Annotated in this window: 15 protein-coding genes; 5 read left to right on the forward strand and 10 right to left on the reverse strand. The window is 62.4% G+C overall.

What is annotated here, in order from left to right; all coding sequences use genetic code 11:
* Positions 1-46 precede the first annotated feature (46 nt).
* On the forward strand, positions 47-964 hold the full coding sequence (locus tag IE125_RS12625; RefSeq protein WP_189445031.1) for a LysR substrate-binding domain-containing protein: 918 nt from the start codon (positions 47-49) through the stop codon (positions 962-964).
* Here IE125_RS12625 and IE125_RS12630 read toward each other — a convergent pair.
* Both IE125_RS12630 and IE125_RS12635 read right to left on the reverse strand, forming a co-directional pair.
* Complete coding sequence (locus IE125_RS12630; protein WP_189445032.1) at positions 954-1,688, reverse strand: Crp/Fnr family transcriptional regulator; 735 nt, start codon at positions 1,686-1,688, stop codon at positions 954-956. The two genes, IE125_RS12625 and IE125_RS12630, sit on opposite strands and share 11 nt — an antisense overlap.
* Before the next feature lie 173 nt (positions 1,689-1,861).
* Positions 1,862-3,241 (reverse strand): L-serine ammonia-lyase, encoded by a 1,380-nt coding sequence (locus tag IE125_RS12635; protein ID WP_229809091.1) that lies wholly within the window; start codon positions 3,239-3,241, stop codon positions 1,862-1,864.
* Between the two features lie 187 nt (positions 3,242-3,428).
* Between IE125_RS12635 and IE125_RS12640 the strand changes: the two genes are divergently transcribed.
* Both IE125_RS12640 and IE125_RS12645 read left to right on the forward strand, forming a co-directional pair.
* Complete coding sequence (locus IE125_RS12640) at positions 3,429-4,367, forward strand: LysR substrate-binding domain-containing protein (RefSeq protein WP_189445034.1); 939 nt, start codon at positions 3,429-3,431, stop codon at positions 4,365-4,367.
* 123 nt (positions 4,368-4,490) lie between these two features.
* Complete coding sequence (locus tag IE125_RS12645) at positions 4,491-5,132, forward strand: hypothetical protein (RefSeq protein ID WP_189445035.1); 642 nt, start codon at positions 4,491-4,493, stop codon at positions 5,130-5,132.
* 126 nt (positions 5,133-5,258) lie between these two features.
* Here the strand turns inward: IE125_RS12645 and IE125_RS12650 are convergent, their stop codons facing one another.
* The 3 genes from IE125_RS12650 to IE125_RS12660 form a co-directional block, all read right to left on the reverse strand.
* Entirely contained in the window at positions 5,259-5,924 is a 666-nt protein-coding gene (locus IE125_RS12650) for a response regulator (RefSeq protein ID WP_189445036.1), read from the reverse strand.
* A 394-nt stretch (positions 5,925-6,318) separates the two neighbouring features.
* A complete protein-coding gene (gene acs, locus IE125_RS12655; protein ID WP_189445037.1) occupies positions 6,319-8,271 on the reverse strand; it encodes an acetate--CoA ligase in 1,953 nt (650 codons plus the stop codon).
* Positions 8,272-8,485: 214 nt separating this feature from the next.
* Positions 8,486-9,187: a SprT family zinc-dependent metalloprotease gene (locus IE125_RS12660; RefSeq protein ID WP_189445038.1), complete on the reverse strand. Its 702-nt coding sequence runs from the start codon at positions 9,185-9,187 to the stop codon at positions 8,486-8,488.
* Positions 9,188-9,292: 105 nt separating this feature from the next.
* Between IE125_RS12660 and IE125_RS12665 the strand changes: the two genes are divergently transcribed.
* Positions 9,293-9,967 (forward strand): YecA/YgfB family protein, encoded by a 675-nt coding sequence (locus tag IE125_RS12665; RefSeq protein WP_189445039.1) that lies wholly within the window; start codon positions 9,293-9,295, stop codon positions 9,965-9,967.
* A 21-nt stretch (positions 9,968-9,988) separates the two neighbouring features.
* On the opposite strand, the gene IE125_RS12670 is transcribed toward IE125_RS12665, so the two are convergent.
* Positions 9,989-11,116, reverse strand: a complete 1,128-nt coding sequence (locus IE125_RS12670; RefSeq protein ID WP_189445040.1) for a phospholipase D-like domain-containing protein — start codon at positions 11,114-11,116, stop codon at positions 9,989-9,991.
* A gap of 146 nt (positions 11,117-11,262) precedes the next feature.
* On the opposite strand from IE125_RS12670, the gene plsB reads away from it, so the two are divergent.
* Entirely contained in the window at positions 11,263-13,707 is a 2,445-nt protein-coding gene (gene plsB / locus IE125_RS12675; RefSeq protein WP_189445041.1) for a glycerol-3-phosphate 1-O-acyltransferase PlsB, read from the forward strand.
* On the opposite strand, the gene IE125_RS12680 is transcribed toward plsB, so the two are convergent.
* The 4 genes from IE125_RS12680 to IE125_RS12695 form a co-directional block, all read right to left on the reverse strand.
* Positions 13,704-14,507, reverse strand: a complete 804-nt coding sequence (locus IE125_RS12680; protein WP_189445042.1) for an ABC transporter permease — start codon at positions 14,505-14,507, stop codon at positions 13,704-13,706. The two genes, plsB and IE125_RS12680, sit on opposite strands and share 4 nt — an antisense overlap.
* A 52-nt stretch (positions 14,508-14,559) precedes the next feature.
* A complete protein-coding gene (locus IE125_RS12685; RefSeq protein WP_189445043.1) occupies positions 14,560-15,447 on the reverse strand; it encodes an ABC transporter permease in 888 nt (295 codons plus the stop codon).
* The gene (locus IE125_RS12690) at positions 15,428-16,549 is read right to left on the reverse strand and encodes an ABC transporter ATP-binding protein (RefSeq protein ID WP_308430143.1); all 1,122 of its coding nucleotides are present in this window, start codon (positions 16,547-16,549) and stop codon (positions 15,428-15,430) included. The genes IE125_RS12685 and IE125_RS12690 overlap by 20 nt, the downstream gene beginning before the upstream one ends.
* 165 nt (positions 16,550-16,714) lie before the next feature.
* A complete protein-coding gene (locus tag IE125_RS12695) occupies positions 16,715-17,827 on the reverse strand; it encodes an extracellular solute-binding protein (protein ID WP_189445045.1) in 1,113 nt (370 codons plus the stop codon).
* Between the last annotated feature and the right edge of the window lie 316 nt (positions 17,828-18,143).

Below are 18,143 nucleotides of genomic sequence, written 5' to 3' on the forward strand. Positions count from 1 at the left end.
ATTGACACATGATTATTGTCACTGAACAACAATCCAGGGCGCACTGATGTCACGCTGGGAGGGGATCGAGGCCTTTGTCGCCGTCGTGCGCCTGGGCACGTTCTCGCGCGCCGCCGCCTCGCTGAAGGTGTCCAACTCGCACGTCAGTCGCCTGGTCAGCCAGCTCGAGCAGACGCTGGGCACGCCCTTGCTCTACCGCACGACCCGCCAGATTCGTCTGACCGACAGCGGTGCGCTCTACTTCGAGCACTGTCGAACGCTCCTGGATGGATTCGAGGAAGCGGAAAGCGCGCTCAATGCGCTGCAGTCACAGCCGCGCGGAAGACTGGCGCTAAGCTGTGCGACAACCTTCGGCGAGCGCTATATCGCCCCGCTGGTCAACGATTTTCACCGTCTCTATCCGCAGTTGGAGGTACGCCTGCACTTCACCAATCGAACGGTGGAGCTGATCGACGAAGGGTTCGATATCGCTATCCGCATGGGCGTGTTGAGAGATTCGAGCCTGCTCGCGCGGCGGCTCTGCTCCCGCCGCGAGAATATCGTCGGCTCCCCCGACTATTTTCAGCGACACGCGGCGCCCCACAGTCTTTCCGAACTCGCCCGCCACAATTGCCTGATCGGCTCGCGCGACAGCTGGCTTTTCAACGTCGACGGCAAACAGCGCGAAGTCCAGGTGTCGGGCAACTGGCGCGGCAATTCCGGGCCCGCGCTGCTCGATGCCGCGCGCAAGGGAATCGGTCTGGCGCAGCTACCCGACTATTACGTCGAGAATGCGATGGAGCGCGGTGAACTGATCCCGGTACTCACCCGGTACCAATTCACCGACACGGCCGTCTGGGCCGTCTATCCACGGCATCGCCAGCTATCGCCCAAGATTCGTCTACTGGTCGATTTTCTCGTCGAGCACCTGCCGGCGAGCATTGCCGGCTGGTCGACCCCGGCCAGGCACGGAGTCAATGATTGAAGAAATGATCGATACCGTCGTTCAGATAGGCATCGCCGAACTCCGCTTCGCGAGCCAGCGCGCCGGGGTCGGGCAACTCGATACGCTGCCTCGAACGCAGCAGCAGACCCTCCTCGCGAAAGGCGGTCAGCGTGCGGCTGACGTGAACCGAGGAAAGCCCCAGAGCATCCCCCAGGTGCTGCTGCGACAGCGGCAGGCGGATGCTGTTGCCTTGGCGTGCCTTGGTGCGCTCGAGCCGAATGAACATCTCGTAGATGAGATGCGCCAGACGCTGGCGCGCGGAGCGCCGGGCCAGATTGACCAGACGCTCGGTCAGTAGCGCCTGCTGATGCGAGGAGATAGCGAAGAAGATGGTGGATAGCGTCAGGGACTCACGGAATACGCTGATCAAGCGGCGGTGCGGAAAGTGACAGATCATGCCATCTTCCAGCATTGCCACGCCGGTCAGGCGTTCCTTGAACGCAAATTCGCGCAGTCCGATGATATCGCCGGGCAGATAGATCTCCAGAATCTGGCGCGAGCCATCTTCCATATGGCGAAACGAATAGGCCCAGCCACGGCTCAGCGTGCAGAATTCACGAGCGCTGTCACCCTCCTGCCAGAGGATGTGATCGCCCTTGACTTCCGTGGGGCTCTGCTCGAGATCTGCCAGCAGGCGCTTGTCGCTCGTCGACAATTCACCGTAGTGGCTGAAGTGGCGGATGATGCAACTGTCTTCGCTCATGTCCCTTGCCCTTATCGTTTTCTTACCGACGGTTGTCGCGTCGGTCTTCCCCTTCATGATGCGCGGCTTCCGACATCAGGATGAAGAAAATCGATATTGGCATAGCGAAGCGGCGCTGTCGTTATCGGCGATTATCGCATTCGTTGCCGATCGCCTGGCGGATCGGCAGCGGCTCAACACTCGATCGTGTTGACGGCCAGACCGCCCCGCGAGGTCTCCTTGTACTTGTCCTGCATGTCACGCCCCGTATCGCGCATGGTACGGATGACCTTGTCGAGCGACACGAAATGCTCTCCGTCACCCCGCAGCGCCATCTGTGCAGCGTTGATCGCTTTTACCGAAGCGATCGCGTTACGCTCGATGCAGGGAATTTGCACGAGCCCGGCGATCGGATCGCAGGTGAGCCCGAGATTGTGCTCGAGGCCGATCTCGGCGGCATTCTCGACCTGTGCCGGCGTGCCGCCCATCAACTCGGCGAGACCTGCGGCGGCCATGGCGCAGGCGGAGCCGACCTCTCCCTGACAGCCGACCTCGGCGCCGGATATCGAGGCATTGGTCTTGCACAGAATGCCGATGGCGCCCGCCGCAAGTAGAAACCTCACGACATCCTTCTCGCAGGCGTCCGGCTGGAACTTCATGTAATAGTGGAGCACCGCCGGCACGATACCCGCCGCGCCATTGGTCGGCGCCGTCACCATTCGCCGGCCTGCGGCGTTCTCCTCGTTGACCGCCAGGGCAAAGAGGTTGACCCAATCCATCGCCGAGAACGTACTGGCTATCAGGCTCTTCTCGTCATCCAGCGCCTGCAGTCGCCGATGGAGCGCGGGCGCCCGGCGCCTGACGTTGAGACCGCCCGGCAGCACGCCCTGCTGATCCAGACCACTATCGACACACGCCTTCATCGCCAGCCAGATTCGCCACAGTCCGGCGCGAGTCTCCGACTCGCTGCGCCAGGCCTGCTCGTTGGCGAGCATCACGTCGCTGATGCTCATCCCCTCGCGACGACAGAGTGCCAGCAACTCGACCGCATTGGTGAAGGGATGCGACTGGGCGACCTTCGTGGCAACCCCATCCCCTTGTGCGGCCTGCCGCGCATCGACGACGAACCCGCCACCGACGGAGTAGTAGGTGTTCTCGAACAGCACGTGATCACCGTCGCTCGCGCGCAGACGCAGCGCGTTGGTGTGGTAGTCGAGAATATCCTCGCACCACTCGATATCGGTCGCGGTGTCGAACGCGATTTCGTGGATGCCACCGAGGGCAAGTGCGCCGTCTCGTTCGAGTACCGCAAGCTTCAGCTCGAGCTCATCGGGGTCGACGGTCAGCGGTCGCTCGCCCATCAGGCCGCCGATCACGGCGCGGTCGGTGTTGTGACCGCGCCCGGTGGCGCTGAGCGAGCCATAGAGCGTCACCGTCACGCTCGTCGTCGCCGCCAGCAGCGAGCGCTCTCGCAGCGATTCGACGAACGCGTAGGCCGCCTGCATTGGCCCCACGGTATGAGAGCTTGACGGACCGATGCCGATCTTGAACAGGTCGAATACGCTGAAGGCCACTGCCATTCCCCCATCTGACGGCGACCGACGCGCTGAAATGCTAGGCGCCGATCAAGGAAGTGTCGCGAGCCGGACGGAGTCTGTCGTGCAGAGAACAGCCGCTCACTGTAGTTTGACTCTAGTGTCACGACCACACAGCCCCAGTACAATCGATAATATCTGCCGCTCCTTTTAGCAAGGCTAAACCGTGAACACATCGCTCAATTCACAGACGCATGCTTGGCTCAAGGTCTTCGCGGTCAGCGCGCGACATCTCTCCTTTACCCGCGCGGCCGAGGAACTCCATGTCACCACCGGCGCGATCAGCCAGCAGATCAAGCAGCTCGAGGAGCGGCTCGGCTTTCGACTGTTCCGGCGGCTGCCGCGCCGGCTGGCGCTGACCGAGGAGGGCGAGCGCCTGGCGGGCGTGGTCGCAAAGGCCTACGACGCCGTCGGTATCGAGGTCGACCGGCTGCGCGGCGGTGTCATGAGCGGCGTGATACGGCTACGCTGCCTGCCCTCGTTTCTCGCCAAGTGGCTGATGCCTCGCCTGCCGAGACTGCAGGCGCGGTTTCCCGATATCGACCTGCATGTCTCGGCCGAAGACAGCAATCTCTCGCTGCTCGACGGCGGCTTCGACCTGGCGATCGATCTCAACGACGGCCAGTATCCCGGTCTGCAGACGACGCACCTGATCGACGAGCAGATCTTCGCCGTCTGCTCGCCGCAGCTACTGCGCCGGCGACCGCCACTCACCCACCCGGGGGCCCTGGGCTACTATCCGCTACTGCACGATGTCACGGCGTGGCGAGGCAGCCACGATTACGCCGAGTGGGAACACTACCTGAGCGCGATCGGCGGTAGGGACGTCAACGTGCGGCGCGGCTACACCTTCAACCGTAACCAGCTGACGGTCGAGGCCGCCATTGCCGGCATGGGGGTCGCGATCGCCCGGCGCACCCTGCTGGGTGACGAATTGGAAAGCGGTCGTCTGATCGCGCCGTTCTCCGGCGAGGTGGCCACCGGCAAACGTTACGGTCTGGTCTATCCGCAGGGTGCGCTCGACGATCGTCGCGTCGGTGCCATTCACGATTGGCTCGAGGAGGAGGCTCAGCGAGGCCACTCCTCGACCACTCTCCAGTCCTAAATCACTCTCCAGTACTCAACCACTCTCCAGGATTAAGAATTTCTTAAAATTCTATCGTCCGCTATTTCTTAAGAACCTTAAGGCTGGTAAGTTTCGCAGGCTAATAATCCTGCGAGAACCTTGATGCCGAGCACAGAGATATCTCTTCCCGCCGCCGGCCTGCGTGGCGTCGCCTATATCGCCGCGTTGGCCGGCCTCATGCAAAGCATTCTGCTGATCGATGCTCACGCCGCGACGGGGCCGAATTTCAGCGAGCTCTCGATGACCGAGATCACGCAAGCCATCGTGCTGCTGCTATGCGCCTCCTCGATGCTCTACATCCGCCAGCGACTGCGCGTGATGCCCACCGTGACACTGCTGCTATGGGCGTTCTTCAGCGCGTCCTTCGTTCGCGAGAACGATCTGTGGCTCGACACTTATGTCTTTGATGGTGCCTGGCAAGCGCTGGTCACATTGATCCTCATCCCCGTACTCTTCACGGTGCTGCGCTGCCGCCGTGCGTTCGCACGAGAGTTCAGCCAGATCTCGAATACGTTCGGCTTCGGGCTGTTCGCTGGCGGCTTCCTCACGACCTATGTCTTTTCACGTCTCTACGGTCGCACCGAGCTGTGGCAGACGATGATGGGAGACGGCTATCTGCGCGTCGTCAAGGACGCCGCGGAAGAGTTGACCGAATTGATCGGCTATACGCTACTGCTGTTCGCATGCATCGAAATGGTGCTGCTGGCGCGACGGCTACGGACACCGGCAACGAACGGCAACTAGCGGCAGGACAGCCGGCGATAAAACGGATGCAAGTTACCGGAAAGACGCGAAAACGCCGCCCCCACGACACGTGAGCAGCGGCGCCTCCGGCCCGGTACGGCGGCAAGAAACCCGTCAGTTCGACGATCAGTCGTCGGTGACCTTGGGCGGATCGATCTCCAGCTTCTGGGCGGCAATCACCGCCTGCGTTCGCGAATGGACGCCGAGCTTGCGCAGGATGGCCGTGACATGCGCCTTGATGGTGGCTTCCGAGACGTTCAGCTCGTAGGCAATCTGCTTATTGAGCAGCCCTTCCGTCAGCATGTTGAGCACGCGGAACTGCTGCGGCGTGAGTGACGCGATGGCCTCGGCGAAACGCGCATCTTCCTCGTTCCCCTCCCCCATCGCGTCGGCCATCCCTGCCGGCAGCCAGACCTCTCCGTTCAACACCTCGCCGATCGCCTCGGCGATGGCGTCGAGCGACGAGGATTTGGGAATGAAGCCTGACGCGCCGTAGTCGATCGCGCGGCGGACCACGTCATACTCCTCGCTACCCGAGATCACGGTCACCGGGATATCCGGCATCTGACCGCGAAGCTGAATGAGCCCGGAGAACCCGTGCGCGCCCGGCATATGAAGGTCGAGCAGAATGAGATCGGCATCAGGGTGACGGGTGACCACTTCGGTCGTCGCTTCCATGGTATCCGCCTCGACGATCTCCGCCTGAGGAGACACCTGTCGGAGCGCCTGATTGAGGGCCGCCCGGAAAAGTGGGTGGTCATCGGCAACGATGAATTTCTGGGCAAAGGCCATTGAGTCTCCTCCGGACCTGATTGGATATTCGCTAAATGTCGGGCAAGAATCTTCGATGTTTTTTCGCCGGAGGGGAAGGTCTCGCGACGATGCCATTCAACTGCTTATTAACGGCATGTTACCCCATGCACATGGAGATTCCCAAGCCCCGTATCGCGCTGCACGGTCGGCCGTGAAAGCACCTGAAACCTGTCGTCGATATTCCATAAAAAAGTTCGGTCGTCCTGGAAAGCTGGCGCGCTTCCCTCCCATTGGAGTGGCACGAAAGTACCAGGAGGAAAGTCCTTTTCAGGTCGACCGAACGGCAAACGCTCGATACGTTTAATCGACAAAGAAGGTTCGAATATTCATCTAGTTCTCTGCCTTTATTGATGGATTTAACGCGAATTCACTTTTACGATTTGATGTGCCGATTCTCGATGAGATCCTCGACGACGCTGGGATCCGCCAGCGTCGAGGTGTCGCCGAGGCCGTCGGTTTCGTTGGCGGCGATCTTGCGCAGAATACGTCGCATGATCTTTCCCGAACGGGTTTTCGGCATCCCCGGCGCCCATTGAATGAAATCCGGTGTGGCAATCGGGCCGATATCCTTGCGCACCCACTGCTTGAGCGCCTGCTTGAGTTCATCCGTCGGCTCGACATCGTCATTCAGCGTGACGTAGACGTAGATCCCCTGTCCCTTGATATCGTGCGGATAGCCAACGACAGCGGCCTCAGCGACCGATTCATGCGCGACCAGCGAGGACTCGATCTCCGCCGTTCCCATGCGATGACCGGAAACGTTCAGCACGTCGTCGATGCGCCCGGTGATCCAGTAATCACCCTGTTCGTCGCGTCGGCAGCCGTCACCCGTGAAGTAGACACCTTCATAGGTAGAAAAGTACGTCTGGACGAAGCGCTCATGGTTGTTCCAGATCGAGCGCGCCTGTCCGGGCCAGGAATCGAGGATGACCAGATTACCGTCCGTCGCTCCCTCCAACCGATGGCCATCATTGTCCACCACCGCCGGCTGCACGCCGAAGAACGGCTGCGTGGCACAGCCCGGTTTGAGATCCGTCGCCCCTGGCAGCGGCGTGATCATGTGGCCGCCGGTCTCGGTCTGCCACCAGGTATCCATGATCGGGCAGCGAGAGTTCCCCACCACGCGATAGAACCACTCCCACGCCTCGGGGTTGATGGGCTCGCCCACCGTGCCCAGCACCTTGAGCGAATCCCGCTGGCTGCTGTCCATGATGTGCTCGCCGTGGGCCATCAGCGCGCGTATCGCCGTCGGCGACGTGTAGAGGATCGCGACGTTGTGCTTGTCGACGATCTTGCCGATACGACCATGATCGGGATAAGTCGGCACCCCTTCGAACATCAGCGTGGTCGCGCCGTTGGCCAGCGGTCCGTAGACGATGTAGCTATGACCGGTGATCCACCCCACATCGGCAGCACACCAGTAGACGTCGCCCGGGTGATAGTCGAAGACGGTCTCGTGCGTCAGCGCCGCGTAGAGCAGATAGCCACCAGAGGTGTGCTTGAGCCCCTTCGGCGTGCCGGTCGAGCCGGAGGTGTAAAGAATGAACAGCGGGTCTTCCGCATTCATCGCCACGGCAGGACACTCGGAGGACGCCGCATCGACGACCTCGTCGAACCAGCGGTCTCGGCCGTCCTGCCACTCGATCTCGCCGCTGGTGCGCTTGACCACGAGCACCGTCTCGACGACGTCGGTCCCCTCTCGCGTCAACGCCGCATCGACGTTGTCCTTCAGCGGCACCTGCTTGCCGCCACGCACCGATTCGTCCGCCGTGATGACGACACGTGACCGGGAGTCGACGATTCTGCCGGCCAGCGCATCCGGCGAGAAGCCGCCGAACACGACCGAATGGACAGCGCCGATACGCGCACAGGCCAGCATCGCCATCGCCGCCTCGGGCACCATCGGCATGTATAGCGTGACCGTATCCCCCTTGCCGATGCCGAGTGCGCTCAGCGCGTTGGCGAGCTGGCTGACGCGCTGATGAAGCTCGCGGTAAGTGATGATCTTATGCTGGTCGGGATCATCACCCTCCCAGATGATCGCTGGCTGATCGCCGCGACGTTCGAGATGCCGGTCGAGGCAGTTGTAGGCCACGTTGAGTTCACCGTCCTCGAACCACCGAATATCGACGTTGCGAGAGGCGAATGAGGTGTTCTTGATCGTGTCGGGGAAGCGATCCCAGTCGAGGCGCTTGGCCTGTTCTCGCCAGAAAGTGTCGGGATCCTCCACGGACTGCCGGTAGAGCTCGCGATAGCGGTCGGCATCGACCCAGGCGCTGGCGGCCAGCGACGCGTCGACGGGGTAAAGGCGCTGATGTTCGCTCATGCTGCTTCCTCTCTGACAGGCTTCAAGACCGTGGTGGCACCGTCCTCCAGCATGTTTGTGAAGACGAAAGCCCAGCCGGCTCAAGGTGATAGCGAATCGGCTGCAGGGGTGTCAGCATATAACGACGGCGCCGGTCAGCCCCTATTAGACCTTCGTCTCAGCCGTCGGCGGTACCCTGCTCCCCGAGGCACTCGACATATCGCATGAGCGGCCGTCAGTCCGGCGCGTCGACGCGCTCGAATTCGAGCCTGCCGCGGCAGCGGCGGCAGCGATACTGGGCGCCCCGTCGTGCCTGTGCGTGGCGGCGTGCGCTGAAGCGGTGACGCGTTTCACACTGACAGCGATAGACATAGGGCATCGGGCTCGCTCTGGAAACGTCGAACCGGTGCGTCGTCGTCGGCTTCAGACCATAGAGACTGCGCATGACCGTTTGCCATTCTCGGCCATGAGGGCGCGCGCGCAGGCCGCCTTCCAGATGAAAGACCAGCCAGTGCGCCATCTCGTGAGGCACGATCTCATCCATGAAAGCTTGCCGGTTTTCGCGCAAGAGCGTGCGATTGAACCGCAGCCCGCCGCGTCCGTGATGTGCCTGGCCAGCGCTGCGACCGCGTAGATCGAACCACACGCCCGGTCGCGGCAGTTCCGGATGAACGTCGCAGGCCAATCGCCAGGCCTGATCGACGCGTTCACGGAGCTGCCGCTCGAGCGAGGTCTCATCGAGAGACGTGAGGAAGCGTGGGTCGCTGGCGGGCAGCGCTGGCTCCAGAGGGGCCCGGGCGTTCCGGCGCGACCGGGTAGCGGCGCCTGTCTCGGCCTCGGGTGCGACGGTCGAGGCCGCCGCCGGAGATGAGACCGCTGTCGAGGGGGCTGCTGCCGAACGGGCGCCCGGCCCGGGAAAAGAACGCGAATCTGTCATGGGTGCTAGAATGCCGCCAACCCCGCCTGACGTCCAACCTGGCGGGCCGCGGTACGGCTCTTGCCGTCGCAACCTTCGATAGTTCTGCTCATCCCCGGAGTCACCATGCCCCTCGATCCCGAAGATCTCGTCGAGAGCCACCCCCCGCTGACCGACGAGGCGCTGGCGCGACTCGACGAATACCTCGATGCGGATCGCGTTGGCGAAGAGGTGCCGGACGTCATCGGCGCCCACGGATACATGGTGGCGCTGGCCGTGTCACCGAGACCCATCTCACCGAGCCAGTGGGTCGCGGAGCTCTTCTCCGGCGAGCCGAGTTTCGACACCCCCGCCGAACGCGATGAGATCCTCGGCTTGCTCGACGCGCTGAAGACCAATGCCGCCACGATTCTCGAGCGTGGGCAGTGGCTGGAGCTGCCATTCGATACCGAACTGGACGACGACGGCGACATGGCGGCCGCGATCGAGGACTGGTGCGCGGGTTTCATGCAGGGGGTGTTTCTCGACGAGGCCGCCTGGTTTACGCAGGACGAGGCACACGTTGCCGCCTTGTTGCTGCCGTTCATGGCGCTCTCCGCACTTTTCGAGGACGAACCGGAGATGGAGGAGATGACCGCCGACGACGCGCAGTTCTCCGCGCTCGCGGCACAGCTACCCGAGCTGACGCTCGATCTCTATCTGCACTTTCGCGTTCCACCGGAGGCTCCCAAGCCGAAAAGCCCGTCGAAATCCAAGCCCGGCGCGCGAGGCGGCAAGCCACGAAAGACGGGCAAACGCTAAAGCGACGAGCGACCCAGAGAATTATTTCAGCCGCGTCACCCAGGCATTGAGGGTACCGAAAAACCACTCCCGCACACGCTGCCAGCGAGGTCGGCGCGCCCACGCGTCGGGGTCGATACGCTCGCTGGCGGCGAAATTACGCTCGAACAGCGCCGCGACGTGCCCGGCGAATGTCACGTCATCGATTTCCTGATTGGCCTCGAGATTCCACTGCAGGCTCCAGTGATCGAAGTTGCACGAGCCCAGCGAGACCCAGTCGTCCACGACGCAGAATTTGGCGTGAATGAAATTGGGCTGGAATTCGTAGATACGCACACCCGCCTTGAGCAGCCGCCCGTAAAAGCGCTGCGCGGTATAGCGCACGCCGGGGTGATCATGGTGGCCACCCGCCAGCAGCAGGCGAACGTCGATGCCGCGCTGCGCCGCACGTGCCAGCTCGCGACGCAGACTCAAGGTCGGCACGAAATAGGGCGTACAGAGCCACAGGCGCCGGCGCGCGGTGGAGATGCGCCCGTGCAATGAGAGCCGAATGGCCTGATAGCGGTGGCCTCTACCCCAGATCGCACGCCCGCGAATCGGTCCAGCGGTGTCCGCTGGGGCTTCCGGCAGCGCGTTGAAGGCCTGCGTCAACCGATCCCGCTGGCGCCGGCCTCGCGTCAGCGGCGAATCCCACACGTAGGCGAACAGGCGCATCCAGTCCTGCACCACCGGTCCCTGGATGCGAACGGCGACTTCATACCAGGCATCGACGAACTCATCGACGATGCCGAAACCGCCAGTGAACGCGGTCTCGCCGTCGATGACCACCAGTTTTCGATGATCGCGCATCAGATTGCCACCCAGACGGCTGACCGACAGCGGATTGAAAAACCTGAGCGCCACGCCGCCGTCCCTGAGGCGTCGCCGGTCGCTGCGCGAAAGCCCCATGCTGCCGACCCCATCCAGCATCAGTTTGACCTCGACCCCTCGGACCACGGCTGCCGTCAGCCGCTCGATGAAGCGGTCCGCCAGGCTGCCGGACTCCATCAGATAGAGTTCGATCCACAAAAAACGCTCGGCACCATCGATCGCCTCGCGCATCGCCGGCCAAAAGCGCTTGCCCTCCGGCAGCAGTTCAAACCGATTGCCGCCTCGCCATTTTGCGCGCATACCTCGACATCCCTCCTTGGTCGCCTCGATTGACGCACGTTTTGCGTGTCGGGGAAAGCGCGGTGCGACAACGTCGCTGCTCCCGGTGTCAGTCGCTATACTCGTTGATTTACAGGAATTTCATGTCGATGCCGGGAGCGCGCGGAATGCCAAGACTATGGCACCGACTGGTGGAGAGTTTGCTGGGACGCTGGCTGGGCTTTCGATTGATCGAACCGGAATCGCCGGCCATCGATGTCGACCTGCCGACGTTCTACGTACTGCCCCATGCGTCGCTGACCGACGAAGTCGCACTCTCGCGGTTGACTCGGGACCGCAACCTGCCGCGTGCTTCGCACGTGCATCGATGGAGCCCCTGCCGGCTACCCGCCTGCTTCGCGCTACCGCGCCTGAAGCGGACACGTCGCGGTGTGACCGGCCAGCACGCACCGCAACTGCAGGCGTTACTGGAGGCGTTGGAGGCCGACAGCGCGTTGGATGCTCAACTGGTGCCTGTCAGCGTTTTCTGGAGCCGCGCCCCCGGCAAGGATTTCGGTTTCTGGAAAATGCTCGCCGCCGACGACTGGGCCTGGAGCGGCAGGCTTCGGCGCCTGCTCTCCGTCGTCGTCAACGGCCGCCACCTCGAGGTGCACTTCGGCGACCCTATCCGGTTGCGCCCCTTGGTCGACGGTCCCCATGGGCGGCTGACCCAGCGCAAGGTAGCCCGGGTGCTGCGTGTTCACTTTCGCCGCGTTCGGGCACGCGTACTGGGCCCGGATATCTCGCATCACCGCACCTTGATGCGCGGCGTGATCGAAAGTCGCCCCGTGCGTGAGCTGATCCGCGAGACAGCGGCGACCAACGCCTCGTCTGAAGAGAAGGAGCGCCGTCGGGCGGAGCGCTACGCCCGAGAGATCGCCTCCAACATGTCCTACCCCGTGCTGCGTTTTTTCTACGAGCTGCTCAAGCGGCTGTGGAATCGACTCTATGATGGAGTCGACGTGCACGGGCTCGATGCGGTCAAGGCGATCGCCGGCGAGCGCACCCTCGTCTACGTCCCATGCCACCGCAGCCACATCGACTATCTGCTGCTCTCCTATGTGCTCTACCGCGAAGGGCTGATGCCGCCGCATATCGCCGCCGGCCGCAACCTGGACATGCCGGTGATTGGACCGCTGCTGCGTCGCGGTGGGGCGTTCTTCCTGCGTCGCAGCTTCAAGGACAACCGCCTCTACGCCGGCGTTTTCAACGAATATCTCCATCGCCTGATCACGCGTGGCCATCCGATCGAGTATTTCATCGAGGGCGGGCGCTCGCGCACCGGACGAATGCTCTCTCCTCGCCCCGGCATGCTGGCGATGACGCTGCGCTCTTTCGCCCGCGACGCCAGGCGTGATGTCGCCTTCGTGCCCGTCTACGTGGGTTACGAACGCGTGCTCGAGAGCGGGAGCTATCTGCGCGAACTGCGCGGCGGCAAGAAGCGCAAGGAATCACCCCTCGATCTTCTGCGTGTCATCAAGCACCTGCGCGAGCCGCACGGTCGAGTATCCGTCAACGTTGGCGAGCCGCTGTCGTTAGCCGGATTCCTCGATCACATCGAGCCGGACTGGCGAGGACAGCGGGACGCGCTGCGCCCGGAATGGCTGCAGCGCAGCGTACCGGCGCTCGGCGCGACGCTGGCGCGCCGAATCAACGCCGCCGCAAGCCTCAACGCGGTGTCTCTGTGTGCGATGACGCTGCTCGCCACGCCACATCACACCATCGAGGCGGATCTGCTGATCAGCCATATGACACTGCTGGTCCGACTGCAGCGCGAGCTGCCTGGAAGCGAGCGCTGCCGACTGCCGATAGGCGATGCCAGCGCCTGGATCGATCACGTGGTCGCACTCGGCTTCGTCGATCGACAATCGCAGTCCCTTGGCGAGCTGATCAGTGCAAGGCCCGAGCAGGCAACGTTGCTGACCTGGTATCGAAACAACGGCCTGCACCTGTTCATGCATTTCAGCCTGGTCGCGTTCGCCTTTCGCAATAACATCACGTTCACGCTCGATGAGCTCGATGCCCTGCTGAAGCCAGCCTGGCCGCTACTCGCCGACGAACTCTACTTCTCGGTGCCTGACGACACGCGCGCGCGCCTCGCCGAGACATTGGCGACGCTCGAGGCACACTCGCTGCTCAGGCGAACCGAAGACGGCTGGAGACGTCAGCCCGGCCACCTTGCGGCCAGCGAGCACTTGCGACTGCTCGGTCAACTGGTGCAGCCGACGCTGGAGCGAGTCTATCTGCTGCTGGCGTCGCTCCTGCGATATCCGAGCGGTGAGCTGACCCGGCAGACGCTGGAAGAGCATAGCCGGCAGCTGGCGGAACGGCTGACGCTGCTCTCGGGGCTGAACGCACCGGAGTTCTCCGACAGGCGGTTGTTCAGCGGCATGCTGGACACTCTCGAACACGAAGGATGGCTTCGCGAAACGCAGGACCGTCTGCATTTCGATGACGCGCTGTCCCGCATCCAGATGCGCAGCCGCGGCCTATTCGACCCCGAGCTGCGGCATCGCCTGGTCCGACTGACACATCGTCCCGCCAGCGACTCGGACATCACGAGAGACGGCTAACGAGCCAGACGCGCGGCCGCGTCGCGACGTCGTTTGATCTCGTAGATCACCGCCAGCACCACGGTGAAGGCAATCATCAGCAGCGCCAGGGCGTTGACCGCCGGCGTCAGGCCGGTCCGCACCTTGGACGCGATGTAGATCGTCAGCGTCGTATCGTAACCGGCCACGAAGAGCGTGGTGTTGTAGTTCTCGAGCGACTGCAGAAAAGCCAGCACGGCAGCGGAGAGAATCGCCGGGCGCAGATACGGCAGCAGGATACGCCGAAACATCTGCCACTGGCTGGCGCCGAGATCCAGCGCCGCCCGTTCGAGCGTACGATCGAAGCGCTGCAGGCGCGCCGTCACCATGAGCATCACGTAGGCCGCAATGAAGGCGCTCTGCGCGATGATCGTCAGCCCGATACCACCGCTGATGCCCCACTGCCGCCAGAAGATCAGCGTCGAAATCCCGATGATCACGCCCGGCGTTAACAGCGGCGACAGGATCAGCGTATAGACGAACGACTTGCCCCGCCCTTCCACGGTCGTCAGAAACAGCGCGCTTGCCACACCGATCGGCACCGCGACGCAGAGCACGCCCGCCGCTGCCATCAGACTGTTGCCGAGCGAGACCCACATGCCGTGATCGGCCCATAGCGCCGAAAACCACTTCAACGTCGTACCGTTCCAGGGCGTCACCGTCGGGAAGCGACTGTCGTTGAACGTAGCGGCTACCATGATGATCAGCGGTAGAAAGAGATAGAGAAAGAACACGACCAGGTAGGCCTTGATCGCCCAGCCGAAGAAACGGGAAGCGCTCATCGATAGCCCTCCGGCGTGCCGGCCCGGAACCCGTTCGAGGCGGAAAATCGGGTCATTTCGCGATATCCCCCAGTCCGACCTTGAAGATCCGCATGATCAGCGTGACGAAGAGAATGCACAGCGCCAGCAGCAGAAAGGCATACGCTGCGCCCTGATTCCAGTCTCCGCCCTCGAAGAACCAGTTGTAGATGATCTGGGTGAACCAGCGACTCCCCGGCGATCCGAGCAGCGAGGGCACCGCATAGCTCCCCGCCGCCAGCATGAAGGTCATGATGCAGCCCGTCGCGATACCCGGCTTGGCATGCGGCACCACGATACGACGATGCGTCCGTATCCAGCCGGCGCCCAGATCTCGGGCCGCGCGGATCTGATTGCCGTCCAGGCTCTCTATCGCGTTATAGAGCGGGAAGACCATGAACAGGATGTAGGCGTAGACCATACCCACCAGAACTCCGGTATCACCGTTGAGAAAGCGAATCGGTCGGTCGATCAGGCCCAGCGCAAAAAGCAGCTCGTTGAGTGGGCCGCGAAAAGCGAAAATGATGTACCACGCGAACGTGCGCAGTATCTCGTTGATCCAGAACGGGATGATCAGCAGCAGCAGGCAGAGCGCGGCCTGCCCCGGCGTCGCCACCTTGGCCAGATAATAGGCGAGCGGATAGCTCACCATCAGCGTCAGCGCGGTGACCAGCACGCTCGACCAGATCGTCTTGAAGAAGATCGCCAGATGGATATCGTTGCGAAAGAACGTCAGGTAGTTGGTCAGCGTCCAGACATCCTTCTCGCCGCCCCGCTCCGCCGGGAGGAGCGACGGGTGCAGCGAATAATCGATCATCTGCCACTGCGGCAGCAGCACCATCAAGATCAACCAGACACCCATCACACCAACGATGGCGAAGGCGACCGGCAGCCCGAAGCGATCAAGCAGTTGTCGCCACATCACCGGCCTCCCGGGAAGTCTCGCCTGCGCTCGGCAGGACCATCGCCTGCCCCGGCGAATAGCTCAGATGGCACGCCTCGCCGACTGCCGGCACTGCTGCCGCCTCTTCACTGTTCTGAGGCAGCTGGACGCGCACGACAGGCCCACCGTCGAGTGCGACCTCCAGCGTCAACCAGGCGCCTTCGAAATGCTGATGGTGCACACTGCCGCGAACCGCAGTGCCGGTCGCATCCGCACCACCCAGACGCCAGTGCTCGGGACGTACGTACAGCGTTGCCGTATCGCCGGGCGAGAGCCGCTGACCGCCGTCGTGAATCAGCGCGCGTCCGGGCAAAGGGCTGGCGAGGCCAACGTCCAGCGTCACGATATCGCCTTCGCCGTCGGACTCTTCGACTGCGACTACCCGGCCAGGAAAGCGGTTGTTCTCGCCCACGAAGCTGGCGACGAAGTCGCTCTGCGGCTGGCGATAGAGCGTCATCGGGTCCGCGACCTGCTCGATGCGCCCTGCCGACATGACCGCCACCCGGTCGGACATCGTCAGGGCTTCGCCCTGGTCGTGCGTGATATAGATGAAGGTGATACCGGTCTTGCGCTGAATCGCCTTGAGTTCGGTGCGCATATGCTGACGCAGCTTGAGATCGAGCGCCGACAGCGGCTCATCGAGCAGCAGCACGCGCGGCTCTACCGCCAGCGCCCGCGCAATGGCAACGCGCTGCTTCTGGCCACCCGAAAGCTCGATCACAGGCTTGTGACCGCTCCCGCCGAGCGCCACGAGCGTCAGCAGTTCGTCCGCCTTTTGCCGGCGCGCGTGACGATCCACGCCCCGTACCTCGAGCCCGAACTCGATGTTTTCATAGACGCTCATCAGCGGAAACAGTGCCAGATTCTGGAAGATCATGGCCGTCGGTCGGCGATTCACCGGGATACGCGTCATCTCCTGTCCGCCTATGCTCACACGACCTTCGCTCGGCGTCAGAAAACCACTGATGATATTGAGAAGCGTCGTCTTTCCACAGCCGGAAGGACCGAGAAAGCTGAAGAATTCACCGGATTCGATCTTGAGCGAGGTCGGTTGAATCGCGTTGAAATCACCGAATCGCATGGCGATTCGATCAAGGGAAATGCGACCGTCCATGCAGGCCCCATGGGAACGTTGTCATTATCTACTTGGAACCCCGACGCAGACGGCGACATGCGGGCGCTCTCAAACCGGGAGGCATGGAGCACAAGCGCGTCGCCGTTGACGGCGGAGGCATCAGTACCGATCTCAAGCGGATAGGTAGCGATCCTGATACTCGTTACGCAGCGCGACATACCAGGGGTCCTGCACCGGCCACCACCAGAGATTGTCGATATCCTGCTGAGTATATGAATCCTTGAAGAACTGGCGGGTCGCTTCGGGCAGCAGATCCTCGGCCCCCACCGCAGTGGAGTTGTAGCCCGTCGATTTGACGAACATCGCGCCGGCTTCCGGCGTGTAGTACCAGTTGATCAGTTCATAGACGGCGTCGACGTTCTGCGCGTTCTGCGGAATGACGAACCCTTCCATCCACGCCAGTGCGCCCTCCTTGGGAGCACCGTAGGCAATCGGTTCGCCTTCGCTCTGCAGGCGAAACGCCGTGCTATCCCAGGTCTGGCCGATCAGCGCGCCATTGGTGCGGAAGGCGCCCTGCGCTTCGTTCTCGGTCGACCAGAACTGGATCACCATGTCTTTATGCTTGATCGCCTCGGCCAGAATGACGTCGAAGTTCGCCCGCATCGCTTCTTCGGTCTTGAACGAATCGAGCAGAGGACGCGGCAGCTTGCCTTCGGACTCCAGCCACAGACCGATCCCGATCAACGCCGAATGGGCACGAACGGTAACGCCCTCGCCGATATCCGGATTCCAGAGATCGGCGTAGCTGAGCGTTGTCCGATCGATGTCCGTATAGCGCGTGTTGTAAGCGATCGCCTCGGTACCCCAATCGGAAGGCGCGAAATATCGCTTGTCATCGATGACACCGCCCACCTCGGAACCGCTCTGCGCGGACTCCAGGCAGCCTTTCCAGTTGATACGCGAGGTATCCAGCGGCTGAATCAACTGATAGTCGACGTATCCCGGTACTCGGTCGACGGTGGGCATGATGACGTCAAAGCCGGAACCGTCCGTCGCCCGCAGCGAGTTCATCAATTCATCATTGGTGCCATAGGGCGTGAATGTCGCCTTGATTCCCGTTTTCTGAGTGAAATCGGAGAGCATTTCATCCGTGAAATAACCGGCCCAGGCGTAAATGCGCAGCGTCTGATCCTGCGCAAAGGCGCGGTTGATGTAGAAAGGCACTGATGCGGCAGCCCCGGCGGCAGCAGCCCCCTGCAAGAAACGACGACGGGAGAGTGTCATCGAAGGTCTCCTATTGTTCATGATCCATCGGCGCGAAAGGGCACCCGACGGGAATCGTTGTTATACGACAGACCTGTTACGACAGCGTGACGATGGTGCGGAAACTAACGCCCGCTGAATCGAGATTACCAGCGCGTCACGAAAATGACATCTGGCAAAAGGCAGGAGATGCGAAAGCGGGAAAATCGACGGATGCGCGACAGCGCCGCAGGCAGGTCATCGTGACTTGCCTCGTCCGCCTTTCGCGGCAAGACGAAACAGCCTCGACTCTGTCAGCGCTTTGATATCAAAAGGCGGGATACGAAAAAGCCGGCCC

Origin of the sequence: Salinicola rhizosphaerae, from assembly GCF_014652715.1 — a bacterium.
In the GTDB taxonomy this organism is placed as follows: domain Bacteria; phylum Pseudomonadota; class Gammaproteobacteria; order Pseudomonadales; family Halomonadaceae; genus Salinicola; species Salinicola rhizosphaerae.

What these genes read in the sequence shown, in the direction of transcription:
- IE125_RS12625 (WP_189445031.1), top strand. Translation starts at nt 47, where the DNA reads ATGTCACGCTGGGAGGGGATCGAGGCCTTTGTCGCCGTCGTGCGCCTG.
- IE125_RS12630 (WP_189445032.1), bottom strand. Translation starts at nt 1,688, where the DNA reads ATGAGCGAAGACAGTTGCATCATCCGCCACTTCAGCCACTACGGTGAA.
- IE125_RS12645 (WP_189445035.1), top strand. Translation starts at nt 4,491, where the DNA reads ATGCCGAGCACAGAGATATCTCTTCCCGCCGCCGGCCTGCGTGGCGTC.
- IE125_RS12650 (WP_189445036.1), bottom strand. Translation starts at nt 5,924, where the DNA reads ATGGCCTTTGCCCAGAAATTCATCGTTGCCGATGACCACCCACTTTTC.
- acs (WP_189445037.1), bottom strand. Translation starts at nt 8,271, where the DNA reads ATGAGCGAACATCAGCGCCTTTACCCCGTCGACGCGTCGCTGGCCGCC.
- IE125_RS12660 (WP_189445038.1), bottom strand. Translation starts at nt 9,187, where the DNA reads ATGACAGATTCGCGTTCTTTTCCCGGGCCGGGCGCCCGTTCGGCAGCA.
- IE125_RS12665 (WP_189445039.1), top strand. Translation starts at nt 9,293, where the DNA reads ATGCCCCTCGATCCCGAAGATCTCGTCGAGAGCCACCCCCCGCTGACC.
- IE125_RS12670 (WP_189445040.1), bottom strand. Translation starts at nt 11,116, where the DNA reads ATGCGCGCAAAATGGCGAGGCGGCAATCGGTTTGAACTGCTGCCGGAG.
- plsB (WP_189445041.1), top strand. Translation starts at nt 11,263, where the DNA reads ATGCCAAGACTATGGCACCGACTGGTGGAGAGTTTGCTGGGACGCTGG.
- IE125_RS12680 (WP_189445042.1), bottom strand. Translation starts at nt 14,507, where the DNA reads ATGAGCGCTTCCCGTTTCTTCGGCTGGGCGATCAAGGCCTACCTGGTC.
- IE125_RS12685 (WP_189445043.1), bottom strand. Translation starts at nt 15,447, where the DNA reads ATGTGGCGACAACTGCTTGATCGCTTCGGGCTGCCGGTCGCCTTCGCC.
- IE125_RS12690 (WP_308430143.1), bottom strand. Translation starts at nt 16,549, where the DNA reads ATGCGATTCGGTGATTTCAACGCGATTCAACCGACCTCGCTCAAGATC.
- IE125_RS12695 (WP_189445045.1), bottom strand. Translation starts at nt 17,827, where the DNA reads ATGACACTCTCCCGTCGTCGTTTCTTGCAGGGGGCTGCTGCCGCCGGG.